Source organism: Oerskovia sp. NPDC060287, from assembly GCF_042726775.1.
GTDB lineage: Bacteria > Actinomycetota > Actinomycetes > Actinomycetales > Cellulomonadaceae > Oerskovia > Oerskovia merdavium.
In genome coordinates this window covers 1-16,037 of sequence record NZ_JBHXBO010000088.1, presented here as the reverse complement: position 1 = coordinate 16,037, position 16,037 = coordinate 1, and the positions used below count along the sequence as shown (strand labels likewise).

Here is a 16,037-nt window from a genome sequence, read left to right as displayed (position 1 = left end):
GGATCCCAGATCCGGGGCCTCGCGTCGTTCCTGGAACCGGTCCCGCTTACGCGAAGGGGTTCGGCGTGAGCGTGTACTTCGACCGGAGGTACTCGTGGATCCCTTCGGCGCCGCCCTCCCGGCCGAGTCCCGAGAGGTTCCAGCCGCCGAAGGGCGCCGCCGCGTTGGAGACGACGCCGATGTTCAGGCCCATCATGCCGGTCTCGAGCCGCTCGATCATGCGCTGGCCGCGGGCGAGGTCCTGCGTGTAGACGTAGGACACGAGCCCGTACTCGGTGTCGTTCGCGATGCGCACGGCCTCGTCCTCGTCGTCGAACGGCACGATCGCGAGCACCGGGCCGAAGATCTCCTCGCGCAGGATCTCGCTGCCCGGCTGCACGTCGCTGAGCACGGTGGCGGCGAAGAACGAGCCCGGCCCGTCGATCGGCCCGCCGCCGGCCCGCAGCGTCGCGCCGCGCTCGACCGCGTCGCGCACGAGCGCAGCGGTCTTGGTGACCGCGCGGTCGTCGATGAGCGGACCGATCGTCACGCCGTCCTCGGTCCCACGGCCCACGGTGAAGGCCTGCACGCGCTCGGTGACGCGCCGGGCGAACTCGTCGACGACCGAACGGTGCACGACGAACCTGTTCGCCGCCGTGCACGCCTGCCCGATGTTGCGGAACTTCGCGGCGATCGCGCCGTCGACCGCTGCGTCGAGGTCGGCGTCGCCGAACACGACGAACGGCGCGTTGCCCCCGAGCTCCATCGACGTGCGCAGCACCCCGGCGGCGGCCTGCTCGAGCAGCTTCTGGCCGACGGGGGTCGAGCCCGTGAAGGAGAGCTTGCGCAGCCGGGGGTCGCGGATGATCGCCTCGGACACGGGACCGGTCGCGGACGTCGTGACGACGTTGACCACCCCCGGGGGAAGCCCCGCGTCCTCGAGGATCCTGGTGAGGAAGAGGGTGGTCAGCGGAGTGAGCCCCGCGGGCTTGAGGACGACGGTGCAACCGGCCGCGAGGGCCGGCGCGATCTTGCGCGTGGCCATCGCGAGCGGGAAGTTCCACGGGGTGATGAGGAAGCACGGCCCGACCGGGTGCTGCGTGACGATCATGCGGCCCGTGCCCTCCGGGTTCGGCCCGTAGCGGCCCTGGACGCGGGGCGCCTCCTCGCTGAACCACCGGAGGAACTCGCCGCCGTACGCGACCTCGCCGCGCGCCTCGGCGAGCGGCTTGCCCATCTCGATCGTCATGAGGAGCGCGACGTCCTCCTTGCGCTCCTGGAGCAGGTCGAACGCGCGCCGCAGGATGTCGGCACGTTCCCGGGCCGGGGTCGCGGACCACGAGGCGAACGCGTCGCACGCGGCGTCCAGGGCCGCGACGCCGTCGGCGACCGACGCGCTCGCGACCTCCTTGACGAGCGCCCCGGTCGCCGGGTCGTGCACGCCCAGGACGGCGCCGTCCTCCGCGGCGCGCCACTCGCCCCCGATGAACAGGCCGCCGGGGACGGCGGCCAGCAGCTCGGCTTCACGGTTGTCGGTCATGCGTACTCCCTCGTCCCGGGTGCCCGCACGGGACCCGGATGGTTCTCGACACGACACGCCTGGTGGCGTGCCGGATGGCTCTTCGGTCGTTCGCCGGCACGGACGGGCAAACGCCCGACGACGGCACGCACCTCCGCCCTGGGCGTCGCCCGCGGTGGCGGGCGGCCGGGCGGCCGGGCGGTCGGGCGCCTGTCGTGCGTCAGTGCGCACGAGCGCGCGATCGGTTCCGGCCCGCGACGGTCCACGCGACCAGCCCGACCCCGGAGCTGAGCGCGACCACGGCCCCGAGGTGCGCCGCCGTCGGGCCGACGAAGCCCGTGACCGGAGAACCCAGGACGCCGCCCAAGAACTGCGCAGCGCCCGTCAACGCCGAGGCCGCACCGCTCGCGACCAGCGTGACCTGTCCCCAGCTGTGCGCCGCGGGCAGCACGAACCCGGCGCTCGCCGCGAACCCCGTCGAGGCTGTCCACAGCACACCGGCCGGTGCCCCCGCGAGCGCGGCCAGCAGCAGGACGACGCCGCTCGCGGTTCCCACCGCCAGCCCGATCCCCAGCGGCACCGACGGGTGCCGGCGTCGGACGAGCCTGCGGAACCCGAGGTTCCCGCAGAGCATGGCGCACGCGTTGGTGCCGAAGACCAGCGCGAACGTGAGCGGCGGGTAGCCGAGCTCGCGCTCGACGACGAACGACGCCGTCACGACGTAGGCGTAGAAGCCGAACGACTGCGCGGCGAGCGCGAGCGCGACGGCGAGCAGCTCCTTGTCGCGCACCGCCGAGCCGAGCGACGCGAGGAGCCCGAGGGACCTGCTCGACTGCTCTTCCGGGGGAAGGGACTCGGGCACCGTCAGGGCGAAGGAGAGAGCGATGATCCCCCCGAGCGCCGCGAGCGCGATGAAGTCCGCGCGCCAGCCCCAGAGGGCTGCGACGGCCGTCCCCGCGACGGGTGCCAGGACCGGGGCCACCGCCGTCACGAGCGCGAGGACACCGATCCGTGAGGCGACGGTGCTCGTGTCGCGCGACAGGTCGCGCACCACGCTGCGTGCAGCGACGATGCCGGCCGCACCGCACAGGCCGGCCAGGCCCCGCGCGGCGACGAGCATCTCGGGGCCCGTCGCGGCGGCGCTGAGCACCGAGGCGAGCGCCCAGCCGACCACGCCCGCGAGGATGACGGGACGGCGCCCGCGCCGGTCGCTGAGCGGGCCCCACACGAGCTGACCGACGCCGATCCCGAGCAGGCACGCGGTCACGCTCGCCTGCGCGAGCCAGTCCGCGCCGCCCAGCTCGGCCTGGATGCGGGGCAGCGAGGGCGTGTAGATGTCGACCGAGAGCGGTGCGAGCGCGGTGAGCACGGCGAGGACCACCAGCACCCCAGGCGTCATCGCGGGACGTCGTACGGACGAACCGGCCGCCACGCTCAGCTGCCGCCCGGGTCGCCGAGCACGGCCAGGAGGTCGCACTGGACGAGCGAGCCACCGTCGAGCACCGCGGCGACCGCCTGACGGGCCGGCCGGTTCGCCCCCTCGGGGAACATCGCGGTCCACTCCCGGTTGAGGGCCTCACGGTCGCGCAGGTCGGCGAGCCAGAACGTCATCTTGAGGATGTCGTCCGTCGACCCGCCGGCGGCCGCGAGCAGCGCGCGGACGTGACCGAACACGTTCGCGCACTGCTCCGTGAGGCCCGGCGGGAGCTCTCGCGTGACCGGGTCCCGCCCCGTGAGCACACCGGAGGCGAGGAACGGCCCGATCCGGCTCGCGGCCGGGATGGGGTTCGCGTGGGCGAAACCTGGCAGGTCGACGCTCGTCCGGCGGCTCACGGCTCGGGGCTCACGGCTCGGCGACGACGAGGTTCTCGATCGCGCCGAGACCCTCGATCTCGGCCCGGACGACGTCGCCGACCTTGAGGAAGCGGCCCGTGGGGGCGCCGATCCCTGCGGGCGTGCCGGTCGCGAGGATGTCCCCCGGCATCAACGTCATGACCTGCGTGAGGTAGGCGATCTGCTCGTAGACGTCGTAGATCATGTCGTCGGTGGTCCAGTCCTGGCGGACCTCGCCGTTCACGGTGAGCTGCATGCGCAGCGCGAGGGGGTCGACGATCTCGTCGTCGGTCGTGAGCCACGGGCCGATCGGGCCGTGCGTGTCGAAGGACTTGCCCAGCGTGAAGGTCGGGGAGAGCTTCATGAGCCAGTCGCGCACCGACACGTCGTTGGCCACCACGTAGCCCGCGATCACCGAGCGTGCGTCCTCGACCGAGACGTTCTTGCAGCGCTTGCCGATGACGACGCCCAGCTCGATCTCGTAGTCGAGCTCGTCGGAGACCTCGGGCTTGCGGATCGGGTCGTGGGGCCCGACGACGCACGACACCTGCTTGTTGAACCAGAGCTGGCTGGTCGGCGTCGGGATGCCGGCCTGGCGTGCCTCCTCGGCGTGCTCCTTGTAGTTCATGCCGATGCCGAGGTACTTCTGCGGGTCGTCGATCGGGGCCTCGAGCACGACCGCGTCGAGCGCGAGGCTCTCCCCGTCGGATGCCTGGATGGCCTCCTCGAGCGTCGCGAGGTGCGGCAGGATCGCACGCAGCGACGTCCCGACGCCCGGGACGTCGCTGATGTCCGTGATCCTGTCGCCGTCGACGCGGCCGAGCCGGGTGGGGCCGTCCGCGACGTGGAATCGTGCGATCTTCATGGTTCTCCGTCTTCCTGGGGGTCTGTGTTCTCGTGCTGGAGGTCGTGGTCCCGCTGGGCTGCGAGCTCGGAGGGGAGCGCGGGCCACATGAGCTCGCCGTCGGGCGTCATCTGGAAGCTGACGAAGCGCCAGCGGCCGTCGTCGCAGCGCCGCAGGACCTGGGTCACGACCCCGCCGAGGGTCCGCTCGCCGCCCTCGGCCGTGCGGAGCCGGTTGACCAGCGTCCCGGTCATGATCGCGACGTCGCCCACGAGCCGGATCACGAGCTCGCCGCGCGCCATGTCGAGGTAGGCGTGCCGTGTCACGACGTGCTCGAGGAGCTGGGCCTTGGTGTGCGTCAGCCCGGGGGCGTGGACGTGCACGAGCGACTCGTCGTACAGGTCGTCGAGCGCAGGGATGTCCCCGTCGAGCAGCGCCCGACGGCGTCGCTCCTCGACGGCGAGCAGCTCCACCCTGGTCGCGGCGTCCGCGAGGACCACGGCGCTCATACGATGCCTCGGTAGGAGCCGCCGTCGAGCTGCAGGTTCTGGCCCGAGACGTACCCGGCCTGTGCGCTGCACAGGTAGGCGCACGCGTCGCCGAACTCCTCCGGGCGCCCCAGGCGTCCGGCGGCGACGGTCGACGCGATGCGTCGACGCGCCTCGTCGCGATCGATGCCCTGGGCGGTCATCATCCGCTGCACCATGAACTCCTGCCGCGGCGTGTCGAACCGCTCCGGGAGCAGGTTGTTGACCGTGACGCCGTCGCCGACGACGTCGTTGCTGACCGACTTGCTGATGGCGGTCAGCGCTGCGCGCGCCGAGGTCGACAGCCCCATGTCGTAGGCGGGGCTCTTGACCATCGCCGAGGTGATGTTGACGATGCGCCCGAAGCGCCGCGCACGCATGCCCGGGACGTAGGCACGCATGAGCTGGACGGCGGGCACCGTGTTCGCGAGCAGGGCGCCCACCAGCGCTTCCTCGTCCCAGTCGTCGAGCCGTCCCGGGGGCGGACCGGCGTTGTTCGTGACGAGGATGTCGACCTCGGGAACGGTGGCGACGATGGCGGCGCGCCCCGTCGCCGTGGTGAGGTCGGCCGCGACCCATGCCACGCGGGCGCCGTCGACCTCGTCCCGCAGGACGTCCGCGGCTGCGGACAGCTTGGCGTCGTCCCTCCCGTTGAGCGTCACGACCACACCCTCGCGCGCGAGCGACCTGGCGCAGGCGTACCCGAGCCCCTGGGACGAACCGGCCACGAACGCGGTGCGGCCCTCGATACCTAGATCCATGAGCGGGTTCCTCTCGTCGGGCGGTCAGCGAGCGGCGTCGACGGACCAGGTGCGGAACCCTGTGGTCTCGCCGGCCTCGAAGCCGGGCCGCGGCTGCCCGACCATCGCGTGGTACTTCGAGAAGATCGCGTCGGCCTCGGCCATCGGCAGGACCTGCTCGATGTCCTCGAACGGTTCGCAGTTCGTCCGGTCGGCGACCATGCGCCGGATGACCTCGTAGCCTTCGCCACGGTGGGCCATGACCATCCCGTTGACCTTCGGCAGGCGCGCGGCCTCGAACTCCTTGAGGGCGACCACCGGGTCCTCGTGCGCGGCGAGCCGGCCCGCGAGGGCGCCACCGTCGACGATCGCCTGGCAGGCCCCGTTGCCGCCACGCGGGTACATCGCGTGGGCGGCGTCGCCGATCAGGACGACGCGGCCGTCGGTCCAGCTCTCGAGCGGGTCGTGGCGGATGAGCGGGAAGAGGTACACCTCGCGGTTGTCGCGCAGCATCTGCTGCACGTCGAGGAACGGCAGGTCGACCGTGTCGAACAGAGGCAGGATGTCCTCGACGCTGCCGAGCTGGTTCCAGTCCTCGATGGTCTCCTCGCCGTCGCGCTCGACGACCCAGTTCACGAGAGTCTTGCCCGAGCCCTCGAAGTCGTCCGCGATCGGGTAGACGATCATGGTCGCGATCTGGGGGGCGCCGATGTGCAGGATCGAGTGGCCGTCGTTGAACGGGTCCATGAGGGTCGTGCCCCGGTACATCGTGATGCCCGAGTAGTGGGGCTCGGCCTGCTCGGGGTGCATCTGCCGGCGGGCGGCGGACTTGATGCCGTCGGCCGCGACCAGGACGTCGGCGCGGACCTGCTCGGTCGTGCCGTCGGCGTGCTCGAGCTCGACCGTGACGCCGTCGGCATCCTGGTCGTACCGGACGAACCGGACGCCCTGGACGACGGCGTCCGCACCGAGGCGCTCGATCACCGTGCGGTACAGCAGCATCTGCAGGTAGCCGCGGTGGACGAAGCGCTGCTCGTGCTCGTAGCCCATGTGGACGCCGCAGAGCTCCGCGTAGATCTCCTGGCCGTGGTTGTTGTAGAAGATCGAGGTCTTCGCGTCGACCGAGATGTCGACGAACTCGTCGTACAGGCCGAGCTCGACGAGCTCCTTGGTCCCGTACACCTTGACGTCGATCCCGACGCCGAGCGGCTTGAGCTCGGGGACGGACTCGTAGATGCGCGGCCGGAAGCCCTTCTGGTGGAAGCGCAGTGCCGCGGCCAGGCCGGCCGGACCGGCCCCGATGATGGCGATGTCGAGCATGGTGTCCTCGTTCTTCTCTGGGAGTCGTGACCGCCGTGGTCAGGACGCCGCCTGGTGATGCGTGGGGGTGTGCGGGTCAGGACGCGACGGGCCGCACGTCGGGGAACAGGTCACTGAGGAAGCGGGTGGTCGAGTCCCACGCCCGCGCAGCGCTGCGCGCGTTGTAGGCGACCACGTGGGGTGTCGGCGAGTGTCGCGAGCGCAGGCTCGTGAAGGCGTGCACGGTGTCGCTGTAGAGGGCGACCTCCCAGTCGATGCCCACGCTGCTCAGGGACGTCTCGAGCTCGGCCCGCATCGGTGCGGTCGCCATGGGGTCGTCCGCGCCGGTGCACACGAGCACCTGCGCCGTCCGGCGAGGAGCGCTCCAGTCGGGATGGAGCAGGTCGAGCCCGCCGTGGATGCTCACCGCACCCAGGACGTCGCCACCGGTCCGGACGTACTCGAGGGCCGAGGAGCCGCCGAAGCAGTAGCCGAGGACCGCGATGGCCGACGCGTCGATCTCCGGTTGTGCACGTGCCGCGTCGTGCGCGGCGGCGATGCGAGCCATCCAGCGTGGGCGGTCGGCGACCATCCCCCCGATGAGGGGGCCGATCTCCGGCTGCGTCGCCGGCTGGGTGCGGTCCCCCCAGACATCGGCAGCGAACACGGCGAAGCCGAAACCCGCGAGGCGGTGCGCGACGTCGATCATGTCGGGGCTCAGCCCGAACGCGTCGTGGACCAGGAGGATCCCCGGCCGGGCGTGCGCGGCCTCGGGTGCGCACAGGAGCCCGACCATCCGGGTGACGTCGTGCCGGTACTCGACGTCTCGCGAGACCAGGTCGTTCATGTGCCGTCTTCCTTCCGACGAGTCCGTCGAGGAGACGGGCTCGGGAGGAGGGCGCGGGCAGGACCCGCGTCGTCCGAGGACCGATGAACCCTGTCTTCGACGTCGAAGCGTGGTGGTGATCGTATAAGCACTTCGTACACGATCTCAAGTGCGATGAACGAAGTCCGATACGGAGCAGCACCTATCAGTGCTGGTCAGAGAGGGTTTTTTGCCCATCGACAGGGTGAAGGCTCGCTGGGTCTGGAGGGACAGGGTTGTCTAGCAGGGGCGGATCTGCATATGATTTCGAACACGATCCGCGCCAGCATGGCGGGCCGAGACCAACGCACCGATGACGGTGCTCCGCGAGGGTGCGGGAGCCGTCACCCTCTTCTGAACACATGTCTGCACCTCGTCCACGGACCGCGGTCCGTGGACGATCTCGCAGGGCGACGAGGCCCGAGGGCCGGCACACCGATGTGCTCAGGCAACGAACGCAGGACGGGAGCAGCGACCGACATGACCGTCGTCGACATCAACATCCACCACCTTCCAGAGGACCTCTTCACCAACGAGAAGATCCTCAACGGCTTCCTCGACAGCGCGCCGCGAGGTTTCGGCGAGATCGCGCGGGTCGAGACGATGGAGAGCGGGAAGAAGCACCTCATCCTCGAGAAGCCCGCCGGCTACCAGAACCTCAACTACGTCGAGGGCGACTACTCGGTCGAGGCGAAGCTCGCCGCGATGGACGACGCCGGGGTCGACTACGGGATCATGCGCGTGCCCGTGTGGCAGGAGTGGCTCGGTCTCGAGACCTGCCGGGCCGTCAACGACAACGCGCACGACATCGTCTCGCGCTCGGACGGACGGTTGTTCACGACAGCCTGCGTCCCGCCGTGGGGCGGCAAGGAGAACATCTACGAGCTCGAGCGCTGCGTGGGTGACCTGGGGGCCGTCGGTGTGCAGCTCGCATGCCACTACGGCCAGCTCTACCTCGACGACGAGGTGTTCGCGCCCTACCTCAAGGTCATCGAGAAGCTCGACATCCCCGTCGTCGTGCACCACACCCCGCTGCCGGTCGAGTGGAAGTCCGTCATCGACTACACGAACCTGCGCCGGGAGTACGGACGGATCGTCGACCAGGGGGTCGCGGTCGGGCGCGAGCTGTTCAGCGGCATGTTCGACCGGATGCCCGGCCTGCGCTTCATCCACACCATGATGGGTGGCAACTGGTTCGCCAACACGGCGCTCCTGACCCCGCACGCGTCGAACAAGGACGAGGCCCTGACCCGCCTCGACCCGACCGGCGGCGAGAAGATCAAGAGCTACCTCGAGAACAACATCTACTTCGACATGACGCACCCGCACTCGTGGGGCAAGGACCAGGTCGAGGCCGCTCTCAAGATCAACGGTGCCGACCACTACCTCTTCGGTTCCTCGTTCCCCGTCTTCTACGGGTGGATGAGCCAGGGGGTCGAGTTCGTCAAGAAGGAGCTCGAGATCAGCGACGAGGCCCGCGAGCTCGTGCTGTCCGGCAACGCCAAGCGGCTGTTCAACCTGCCGATCTAGTCCCCCGGACGCCGTGTCCCCGCACGGCGCCTCTCATCTTTGATCTCGCACACGATGTACCGCCCAGAGGCCCGGGCGCCCGAGACGGCGACCCGGCGCCCAGGCCGGCCGCGTCATCGACATCAGTGTTTCGCAACGCCGCGAAGACAGGAGCAGTGCCGCCATGATCGATGCCACCACGGACAGTCCCTCGACGACGAGCGACGGGCCCCCCACGTCCCCCCGGGACGGCGCGACCACCCCCTTGGCACGCCGGAGCTTCGGGGCGGTGACCGCACGGTTCGCCGTCATCGGGGTGTGGATCCTCATGATCGCCCTCTTCGGCATCCTCACACCTGACACCTTCCTGACCGAGGGCACGTTCGGCACGATCTTCGGGAGCCAGCAGGCTCTCGTCTTCCTCGCCGCAGCGCTCCTGTGCACCATCATCGTCGGCGAGTTCGTCGACATGTCCCTCGCGTCGAACTTCGGTCTGGCAGCGATCCTCGTTCCCGTCCTGAACGTGAACCACGGCTGGAACGTCTGGCTGGCAGCCCTCTTCGCCATCGCGATCTCGACGCTGGTCGGGGCCGTCAACGGGCTGCTCGTCGTCAAGGTCGGCGTCAACACGATCGTCGTGACCCTCGGCATGGGGACGTTCCTGCTCGGCATCGCGATGTGGTCGAGCAACCTCGTGCCTGTGAGCGGCCTGCCCGCATCGTTCTCCAAGATCGCGCTGACCCCCTTCCTGGGCCTGCCGATCAGCTTCTACCTCGGTGTGCTCCTCATGCTCGGTTTCGCCTACGTCCTGCAGTTCACACCGCTCGGCCGGAACATGCGGTTCGTCGGCGAGAGCCGCGAGGTCAGCCGGCTGGCCGGGGTCCGGGTCTCCCGGGTGCGCCAGGGAGCCTTCGTCGTCGGCGGGCTGATCGCCGGGGTCGGCGGAGTCCTGGCGGCCGCGGCGACCGGTGGTTTCGACCCGTCGGTGTCGCACAGCTACCTCCTGCCGATGTTCGCAGCGACCTTCCTCGGCACGGCGATCCTGCAGGTCGGCAAGTTCAACCCGCTCGGCACCCTGATCGCGGTGTACTTCCTCGCGACCGGGGTCCTCGGCCTCCAGCTGCTGGGTGGCAGCTCGTGGGTCTCGAGCGTCTTCTACGGCGGCGTGCTCGTGATCGCCGTGACGATCTCGACGGTCCTGAGCAACCGGTCCCGATGAGCACGGACCCGCCGGTTCCGGCGGGTCGCCAGCCCACGCACCCTCGATCTCTCTCGGCAACGTCGCCCACAAGGAGAACCATCATGAAGTCCACCGTCCACCCCCTCGCCCTCGCCCGCGGCCGTCGCGGGGTCGCCGTCGGCGCCGTCCTGCTCACCTCGCTCACGCTCGCCGCGTGCAGCGACTCGGGGGCCGCGGAAGCGCCGTCGCCGTCGGGCGGCTCTGACGCCTCCGCCGGGACCGAGACGTCGGCCGAGCTCGCCAAGTACCTCGAGCCGCTCGACGCCTACCCGGTGCCGACCGAACCGGTCGACGCGAGCTCGCTCGAGGGCAAGACCGTCTACTACGTCCCCCTCACGCAGCAGTCGCCGCAGTTCGCCGTGACCGGGCCCGCGATGACGGAGGCGCTCGACGCGGTCGGGATCAAGACCCAGACCTGCAACGGCAACGCGACGCCGACCGACATCAGCGCCTGCATCTCCCAGGCCGTGAACGCGGGAGCGATCGCGATCGTCGGTGACGCGATCTCCTACGCGATCGCGAGCAACGCGTACGACGCCGCCCGTGCGGCCGGGGTGCCCGTCATCATCGGCAACCAGGTCCCGCACGCGGACTACCCTGCCGACGAGACGCTCGCCTACGTCGAAGGAGCGGGCTCCGAGATGCAGGTCGCGCTCGCCGAGTGGGCCACCGCGGACTCGGGTGGGACGGCGAACGTCCTCATCAACCAGAGCATGGACGGCAAGACCCCGGGCTTCTACGTGGCCGACGCCCTCGAGAAGTACGAGGAGGTGTGCCCCGGCTGCACCATCACGATCAACGAGGTCACGTCGGCCAACTTCTCGCTGATCCCCACGTCGACGAGCTCCGCGCTGCTCAAGGACCCGAACATCGACTACGTGAACTCGCAGTTCGCGCAGTACCTCCAGCCCACGCAGTCCGGCGTCGAGCAGGCGGGTCGTACGGGCAAGGTCAAGGGGATGACCGGGTCGGTCCAGCTCGGCGGCCTCCAGGCCCTCGCGTCCGGGACGTTCCTCTCCGCGGCCACAGGACAGGCCTCGGCCTTCCAGGGCTGGGTCTACGCCGATGCCGCCATGCGGATGGCCCTCGGCACGGAGCTCCCCGAGTACACCGTCCCCGTCCGCCTGTTCACCACGGACACGATCGGCGACGTCGAGCTCACCGAGGAGGCGGAGGCCTCCGGCGAGTGGTTCGGGCCGACGACCTTCACCGACGACTTCACGACGCTCTGGGGCGCGCAGTGACGACCTCGCACGAGGCGGAGGGACGGGACGGGGCGCCGGCCGCCCCGCCGCCGCGGCTCTCGGTCGAGGGGCTGTCCAAGACCTTCGGGCGCAGCCGGGTGCTCACCGACGTGTCGATCGACGTCCGTCCGGGCGAGATCCACGGGCTCGTGGGTCAGAACGGCTCGGGCAAGTCGACGCTCGCGAAGGTGCTCACGGGGCTCTACACCCCCGACCCCGGGGCCGTGATCTGCGTCGACGGCACGCCCCTGTCGCTCCCCGTGAAGCCCTACGACGCCCGGGCGAACGGCATGGCGGTCGTCCACCAGAGCCTCGGGATCGTCAACGGCCTCAGCGTGCTGGAGAACATGCGGGTCGGTCGGCTGGGGGCTTCCCGGTTCCTGCGACGCATCGACTGGGCCCGTGAGAGGGCCGAGGCGAACGCCGTGTTCGAACGAATCGGTCGCCCGGTCCCCCTGGACGCGCTCGCCGGGTCGCTGAGCGAGGAGGAGCGGGCCACGGTCGCGATCGCGCGCGCGCTCCAGGACGCGACGCCGGGCACGGGCCTCATCGTCTTCGACGAGTCGACGCGAGCGTTGAGCCGACGCTCGCTCGAGCACTTCTTCGCCATCCTGGACGAGATCGTCCGGACGGGTACGGCGGTGCTGATGATCACGCACCGGCTCGAGGAGGTCGTCAGCGCCGCGGACCGCGTCACGGTCCTGCGCGACGGGCGTGCCGTCGTGTCGGGACGTGACGTCGAGGGCATGACCGAGCCCGAGCTCGCCGCGCTCATCCTCGGGAACAACAAGCTCGACCTCGACCGGCGCCCCGAGCGCAAGATCGCGCCCGACGCGCCCTCGGTCTGTGTCGAGTCCGTCACGGGGCTGGGCGTCCGAGACGTGTCCTTCGCGGTCCGTCAGGGCGAGATCGTGGGCCTCACCGGCCTGGGTGGATCGGGATACGACGACGTCCCCTACCTTCTCAGCGGTGTCAGCAAGGCCGAGGCGGGGAAGATGGTGCTCCCCGAGGAGACCGTGGACCTGCCCGGACTCTCGCCGGCCGCGGCGATCGAGCACGGGATCGCGATCGTGCCGGAAGGGCGAGAGCACGCGGGCCTCGCCATGGGGATGACGGTCGCCGAGAACATCGCGTTCCCGCGCACCGCACGGTCCCGCGGTGGCCTGCGCCCCATCACGCGAGCGGCCGAGAAGTCGGTGGTCGAGGACTGGATCGAGCGGCTCGACGTGCAACCGGCGAACCCGGGGGCGGTCGTGAGCACGTTCAGCGGCGGCAACCAGCAGAAGGTCTTCGTCTCGAAGTGGCTGGCCACCGACCCGACCGTGCTCCTGCTGCACGAGCCGACCCAGGCGGTCGACGTCGGAGCCCGTCACACCATCGTCAGCGCGATCCACCAGAAGGCGGCCGACGGGGCGTTCGTCGTCGTGGCCGGCTCCGACGAGAACGAGCTCGGCCTGCTGTGCGACCGGGTCCTCGTCTTCGAGGACGGCCAGATCCGTCGCGAGCTGGTCATGTCCCACGAGCTCACGCCGGACGCGATCGTCGAGGCGATCTATACCGACGGCTCGCGCGTGAAGCTGCGCAACCGTGGGTGACGACGAGGCACGACCAGGATCCGAGGAGGCGGCAGTGCCCGAGCAGGACAGGGACATCGACGGGTTCTTCTCGAGCGCGCGCGTGACCGGGCGGGACCAAGCGGTCTCGCTCACCCAGGACAGCTACCGCGAGTCCTTGTTCGACGTCGACGACCCCTTGCTCGCGCAGTGGCGGGGGCTCGGCTACGAGGAGTTCTCGGAACGCAAGCGGTCCCCCGAGTTCGTGCAGGAGCTCCTCGCGTCGTGGCAGGCGCTGTACGAGGAACCGTTCGTCGGGGTGACCTCGGACGGTACGGTCCGGGCGGGGGTGCACCCTCTGCGGGAGGCGCCCGTCCCGGACCCGGCACCGCAGCGCGCAGCCGAGCACGTGCTGTCCCTGCTGACCTCCGAGGAGCTCGAGCGCTTCCGCCACCCCCTCGACGCGGCCCAGTGGCGCGCGTGGAGCAACCCGGAGTTCGTCATCCACCGGGTGGGGCTGCGTCTCGAGGATCTCGCGGTCGAGCGGGCTGACGCGATCCTCGACCTGGTGCGGGCATCGTTGAGCGAGGAGGGCTACGCACGGGTCCAGGAGGCCATGGCGCTCAACGGCTTCCTGGGTGATCTGGTCGCCCTGCCCGAGCTCATGAACGACCGCAGCTACTGGGTCTCGTTGTTCGGCACGCCGTCGGCCGACGGAGCGTGGGGATGGCAGCTGTTCGGCCACCACGTGGCGGTCAACTTCGTCTCCGTGGCCGGTCGCCACGTGGTCGCGCCCGTCTTCCTCGGTGCCGAGCCGGCCCTGTCCGACGGCGAACGGCCCTCGATGTTCGATGCTCGCGAGCAGGTCGCGCTCGAGCTCGCGTCGTCGTTCACGGCCGACCAGCGGGACCAGGCGATCGTCTACCGATCGGTCCTGGACCCGGCGATGCCCGAGGGGCGTCTGCACCCGGCGGACGAGCGGCACCTGGCGGGGGCGTTCCGCGACAACCGGGTCATCCCCTACGAGGGGATCCGTGGGTCCGCGCTCACGGACGAGCAGTGGAGCCAGGTGCGATCGATCGCCGAGGACTTCCTCCTGCTGCTCGTCGCACCGCAACGGGAGGTCTTCCTCGACCGGGTCGACGAGTTCCGCGACGACACCTGGTTCGCCTGGTACGGGGCGACCGACGGGTCGCAACCGTTCTACTTCCGTCTCCAGAGCCCGGTGATCCTCGCGGAGCTCGACCATCACGCAGGGGTCTGGCTCAACAACAAGCTGCCCGCCCGGTTCCACGTGCACACCACGCTCCGGCTGCCGAACGGCAACGACTACGGGCGCGCCTACATCGCGCAGCTCACGGACGGACCTGTCGCGTCCGACCCCTCGGCCTGACGGGCCGACTGAACACCCGCGGTCGCACGGCCCGCGTCCTGTCCCCTGCGGGACGTGGACCGTCGGCTGGTCCGAGCGGTGCCGCCCGTCCTCGACGAGGTCGTCGAGCCCACGACGTGCGCTCCTCGTGCGGGCCCGTACGAGGGCTGCCCCGGAAGGCAGCCGTCGACCGCTCCACCGATTCATGCATCTCTACCGGCAACGTCGCCCAGAAGGAGAATCCCCATGAAGTCTCACCAGATCGCCCGCGCTCGTCGCGGCACGGCAGCAGGCGTCGTCCTGCTGACCGCGCTCTCGCTCGCGGCGTGCAGCGAGGAGGTCGATGCCGGGTCGGGTGAGGCGTCGAGCGCGTCCACCGGCGCGAGCGCCGAGGCCGCGGCCGCGCTCGCGACCCACCTGCAGCCGCTCGACGCGTACCCGGTGCCGACCGAGCCGATCGACGCGAGCCCGCTCGTGGGCGAGACCGTCTACTACGTCCCGATCACGCAGCAGTCGCCCCAGTTCTCGATCACGGGGCAAGCGCTGACCGAGGCCCTCGGCACCGTGGGGATCAACACCCAGACCTGCAACGGCAACGGCACACCGACCGACATCAGCGCGTGCATCGGCCAGGCGGTGAACGCGGGGGCGATCGCGATCGTGGCCGACGCGATCTCCTACGGGCTCGCGAGCAACGCCTACGACTCCGCGCGTGCCGCCGGGGTGCCCGTGATCATCGGCAACCAGGTCCCGGACGAGGAGCATCCCGCGGACGAGACGCTCGCCTGGGTCGAGGGGGCCGGGTCGGAGATCCAGGTCGCTCTCGCCGACTGGGTCGCGGTCGACTCGGGTGGCGCTGCCGACGTGCTGATCAACCAGAGCATGGACGGGACGACCCCTGGTTACTACGTCGCCGACGCCCAGGCGAGGTTCGACGAGGTGTGCCCCGGCTGCACGACCACGATCAACGAGGTCACCTCGGCGAACTTCTCGCTGATCCCGACCTCGACGAGCGCTGCGTTGCTCAAGGACCCGAACATCGACTACGTCAATGCGCAGTTCGCCCAGAACCTCCAGGGGACGCAGTCCGGCGTCGAGCAGGCGGGACGCATCGGCAAGGTCAAGGGGACGACGGGCTCGGTGCAGCTGGGCGGGCTGCAGGCGCTCGCGTCCGGCACGTTCCTGGCGGCTGCCGGTGCGCAGGCCTCTGTCTTCCAGGGGTGGGTCGACGCCGACGCGGCGATCCGCATGGCGCTCGGCGCCGAGCTGCCGGAGTACACGATCCCGTACCGCCTGTTCACCCAGGAGAACATCGGCGACGTGACGCTGAGCGAGGAGGCCGAGGCCTCGGGCGAGTGGTTCGGTCCCGCGACCTTCCGGGCCGACTTCGCGACGCTCTGGGGCGTGTCGTGACCGGTCGCTGACGAAGACCGGTCCAGGAGGGGGCGGGGGAGGTGCAGGTCGGCGGCGATGGCGTCGCCGTGCTCGGTGAGCAGGCGCGGCAGGACGTCCT

Annotated in this window: 14 protein-coding genes; 6 read left to right on the top strand and 8 right to left on the bottom strand. The window is 70.4% G+C overall.

The window, feature by feature from the left end; translation table 11 throughout:
• Window positions 1–46: 46 nt before the first annotated feature.
• The 8 genes from ACFWFR_RS09905 to ACFWFR_RS09870 all read right to left on the bottom strand — a co-directional run bounded on the left by ACFWFR_RS09905 (window position 47) and on the right by ACFWFR_RS09870 (window position 7,588).
• Window positions 47–1,519 (bottom strand): NAD-dependent succinate-semialdehyde dehydrogenase, encoded by a 1,473-nt coding sequence (locus tag ACFWFR_RS09905; RefSeq protein WP_377622732.1) that lies wholly within the window; start codon window positions 1,517–1,519, stop codon window positions 47–49.
• Window positions 1,520–1,718: 199 nt separating this feature from the next.
• The gene (locus ACFWFR_RS09900; protein WP_377622730.1) at window positions 1,719–2,897 is read right to left on the bottom strand and encodes a Bcr/CflA family efflux MFS transporter; all 1,179 of its coding nucleotides are present in this window, start codon (window positions 2,895–2,897) and stop codon (window positions 1,719–1,721) included.
• 35 nt (window positions 2,898–2,932) lie between these two features.
• Window positions 2,933–3,331 carry a RidA family protein gene (locus ACFWFR_RS09895; protein ID WP_377622728.1) on the bottom strand — a complete coding sequence of 133 codons (399 nt, stop codon included), beginning with the start codon at window positions 3,329–3,331 and terminating at the stop codon, window positions 2,933–2,935.
• A 10-nt stretch (window positions 3,332–3,341) separates the two neighbouring features.
• The gene (locus tag ACFWFR_RS09890) at window positions 3,342–4,196 is read right to left on the bottom strand and encodes a fumarylacetoacetate hydrolase family protein (RefSeq protein WP_377622726.1); all 855 of its coding nucleotides are present in this window, start codon (window positions 4,194–4,196) and stop codon (window positions 3,342–3,344) included.
• Window positions 4,193–4,684, bottom strand: a complete 492-nt coding sequence (locus tag ACFWFR_RS09885; RefSeq protein WP_377622725.1) for a YybH family protein — start codon at window positions 4,682–4,684, stop codon at window positions 4,193–4,195. Before ACFWFR_RS09885 ends, ACFWFR_RS09890 begins: the two co-directional genes overlap by 4 nt.
• A complete protein-coding gene (locus tag ACFWFR_RS09880; protein ID WP_377622723.1) occupies window positions 4,681–5,463 on the bottom strand; it encodes an SDR family oxidoreductase in 783 nt (260 codons plus the stop codon). The genes ACFWFR_RS09885 and ACFWFR_RS09880 overlap by 4 nt, the downstream gene beginning before the upstream one ends.
• 24 nt (window positions 5,464–5,487) lie before the next feature.
• On the bottom strand, window positions 5,488–6,762 hold the full coding sequence (locus ACFWFR_RS09875; RefSeq protein ID WP_377622721.1) for an FAD-dependent monooxygenase: 1,275 nt from the start codon (window positions 6,760–6,762) through the stop codon (window positions 5,488–5,490).
• A gap of 76 nt (window positions 6,763–6,838) precedes the next feature.
• Window positions 6,839–7,588: a dienelactone hydrolase family protein gene (locus ACFWFR_RS09870; RefSeq protein WP_377622720.1), complete on the bottom strand. Its 750-nt coding sequence runs from the start codon at window positions 7,586–7,588 to the stop codon at window positions 6,839–6,841.
• Between the two features lie 498 nt (window positions 7,589–8,086).
• Between ACFWFR_RS09870 and ACFWFR_RS09865 the strand changes: the two genes are divergently transcribed.
• The 6 genes from ACFWFR_RS09865 (at window position 8,087) to ACFWFR_RS09840 (ending at window position 15,937) form a co-directional block, all read left to right on the top strand.
• Window positions 8,087–9,136 carry an amidohydrolase family protein gene (locus ACFWFR_RS09865; RefSeq protein WP_377622719.1) on the top strand — a complete coding sequence of 350 codons (1,050 nt, stop codon included), beginning with the start codon at window positions 8,087–8,089 and terminating at the stop codon, window positions 9,134–9,136.
• 163 nt (window positions 9,137–9,299) lie between these two features.
• Window positions 9,300–10,334 carry an ABC transporter permease gene (locus ACFWFR_RS09860; RefSeq protein WP_377622717.1) on the top strand — a complete coding sequence of 345 codons (1,035 nt, stop codon included), beginning with the start codon at window positions 9,300–9,302 and terminating at the stop codon, window positions 10,332–10,334.
• 83 nt (window positions 10,335–10,417) lie between these two features.
• A complete protein-coding gene (locus tag ACFWFR_RS09855; protein ID WP_377622715.1) occupies window positions 10,418–11,599 on the top strand; it encodes a sugar ABC transporter substrate-binding protein in 1,182 nt (393 codons plus the stop codon).
• Window positions 11,596–13,194: a sugar ABC transporter ATP-binding protein gene (locus ACFWFR_RS09850; RefSeq protein WP_377622713.1), complete on the top strand. Its 1,599-nt coding sequence runs from the start codon at window positions 11,596–11,598 to the stop codon at window positions 13,192–13,194. Before ACFWFR_RS09855 ends, ACFWFR_RS09850 begins: the two co-directional genes overlap by 4 nt.
• Before the next feature lie 34 nt (window positions 13,195–13,228).
• Window positions 13,229–14,545 (top strand): DUF3500 domain-containing protein, encoded by a 1,317-nt coding sequence (locus ACFWFR_RS09845; RefSeq protein WP_377622711.1) that lies wholly within the window; start codon window positions 13,229–13,231, stop codon window positions 14,543–14,545.
• Window positions 14,546–14,770: 225 nt separating this feature from the next.
• Complete coding sequence (locus tag ACFWFR_RS09840) at window positions 14,771–15,937, top strand: sugar ABC transporter substrate-binding protein (RefSeq protein ID WP_377622709.1); 1,167 nt, start codon at window positions 14,771–14,773, stop codon at window positions 15,935–15,937.
• The last annotated feature ends 100 nt before the right edge of the window (window positions 15,938–16,037 follow it).

Bases quoted from the DNA above. Each gene is read 5' to 3' on its own strand.
- ACFWFR_RS09905 (WP_377622732.1), bottom strand. From the start codon at position 1,519: ATGACCGACAACCGTGAAGCCGAGCTGCTGGCCGCCGTCCCCGGCGGC.
- ACFWFR_RS09900 (WP_377622730.1), bottom strand. From the start codon at position 2,897: ATGACGCCTGGGGTGCTGGTGGTCCTCGCCGTGCTCACCGCGCTCGCA.
- ACFWFR_RS09890 (WP_377622726.1), bottom strand. From the start codon at position 4,196: ATGAAGATCGCACGATTCCACGTCGCGGACGGCCCCACCCGGCTCGGC.
- ACFWFR_RS09885 (WP_377622725.1), bottom strand. From the start codon at position 4,684: ATGAGCGCCGTGGTCCTCGCGGACGCCGCGACCAGGGTGGAGCTGCTC.
- ACFWFR_RS09880 (WP_377622723.1), bottom strand. From the start codon at position 5,463: ATGGATCTAGGTATCGAGGGCCGCACCGCGTTCGTGGCCGGTTCGTCC.
- ACFWFR_RS09875 (WP_377622721.1), bottom strand. From the start codon at position 6,762: ATGCTCGACATCGCCATCATCGGGGCCGGTCCGGCCGGCCTGGCCGCG.
- ACFWFR_RS09870 (WP_377622720.1), bottom strand. From the start codon at position 7,588: ATGAACGACCTGGTCTCGCGAGACGTCGAGTACCGGCACGACGTCACC.
- ACFWFR_RS09865 (WP_377622719.1), top strand. From the start codon at position 8,087: ATGACCGTCGTCGACATCAACATCCACCACCTTCCAGAGGACCTCTTC.
- ACFWFR_RS09860 (WP_377622717.1), top strand. From the start codon at position 9,300: ATGATCGATGCCACCACGGACAGTCCCTCGACGACGAGCGACGGGCCC.
- ACFWFR_RS09855 (WP_377622715.1), top strand. From the start codon at position 10,418: ATGAAGTCCACCGTCCACCCCCTCGCCCTCGCCCGCGGCCGTCGCGGG.
- ACFWFR_RS09840 (WP_377622709.1), top strand. From the start codon at position 14,771: ATGAAGTCTCACCAGATCGCCCGCGCTCGTCGCGGCACGGCAGCAGGC.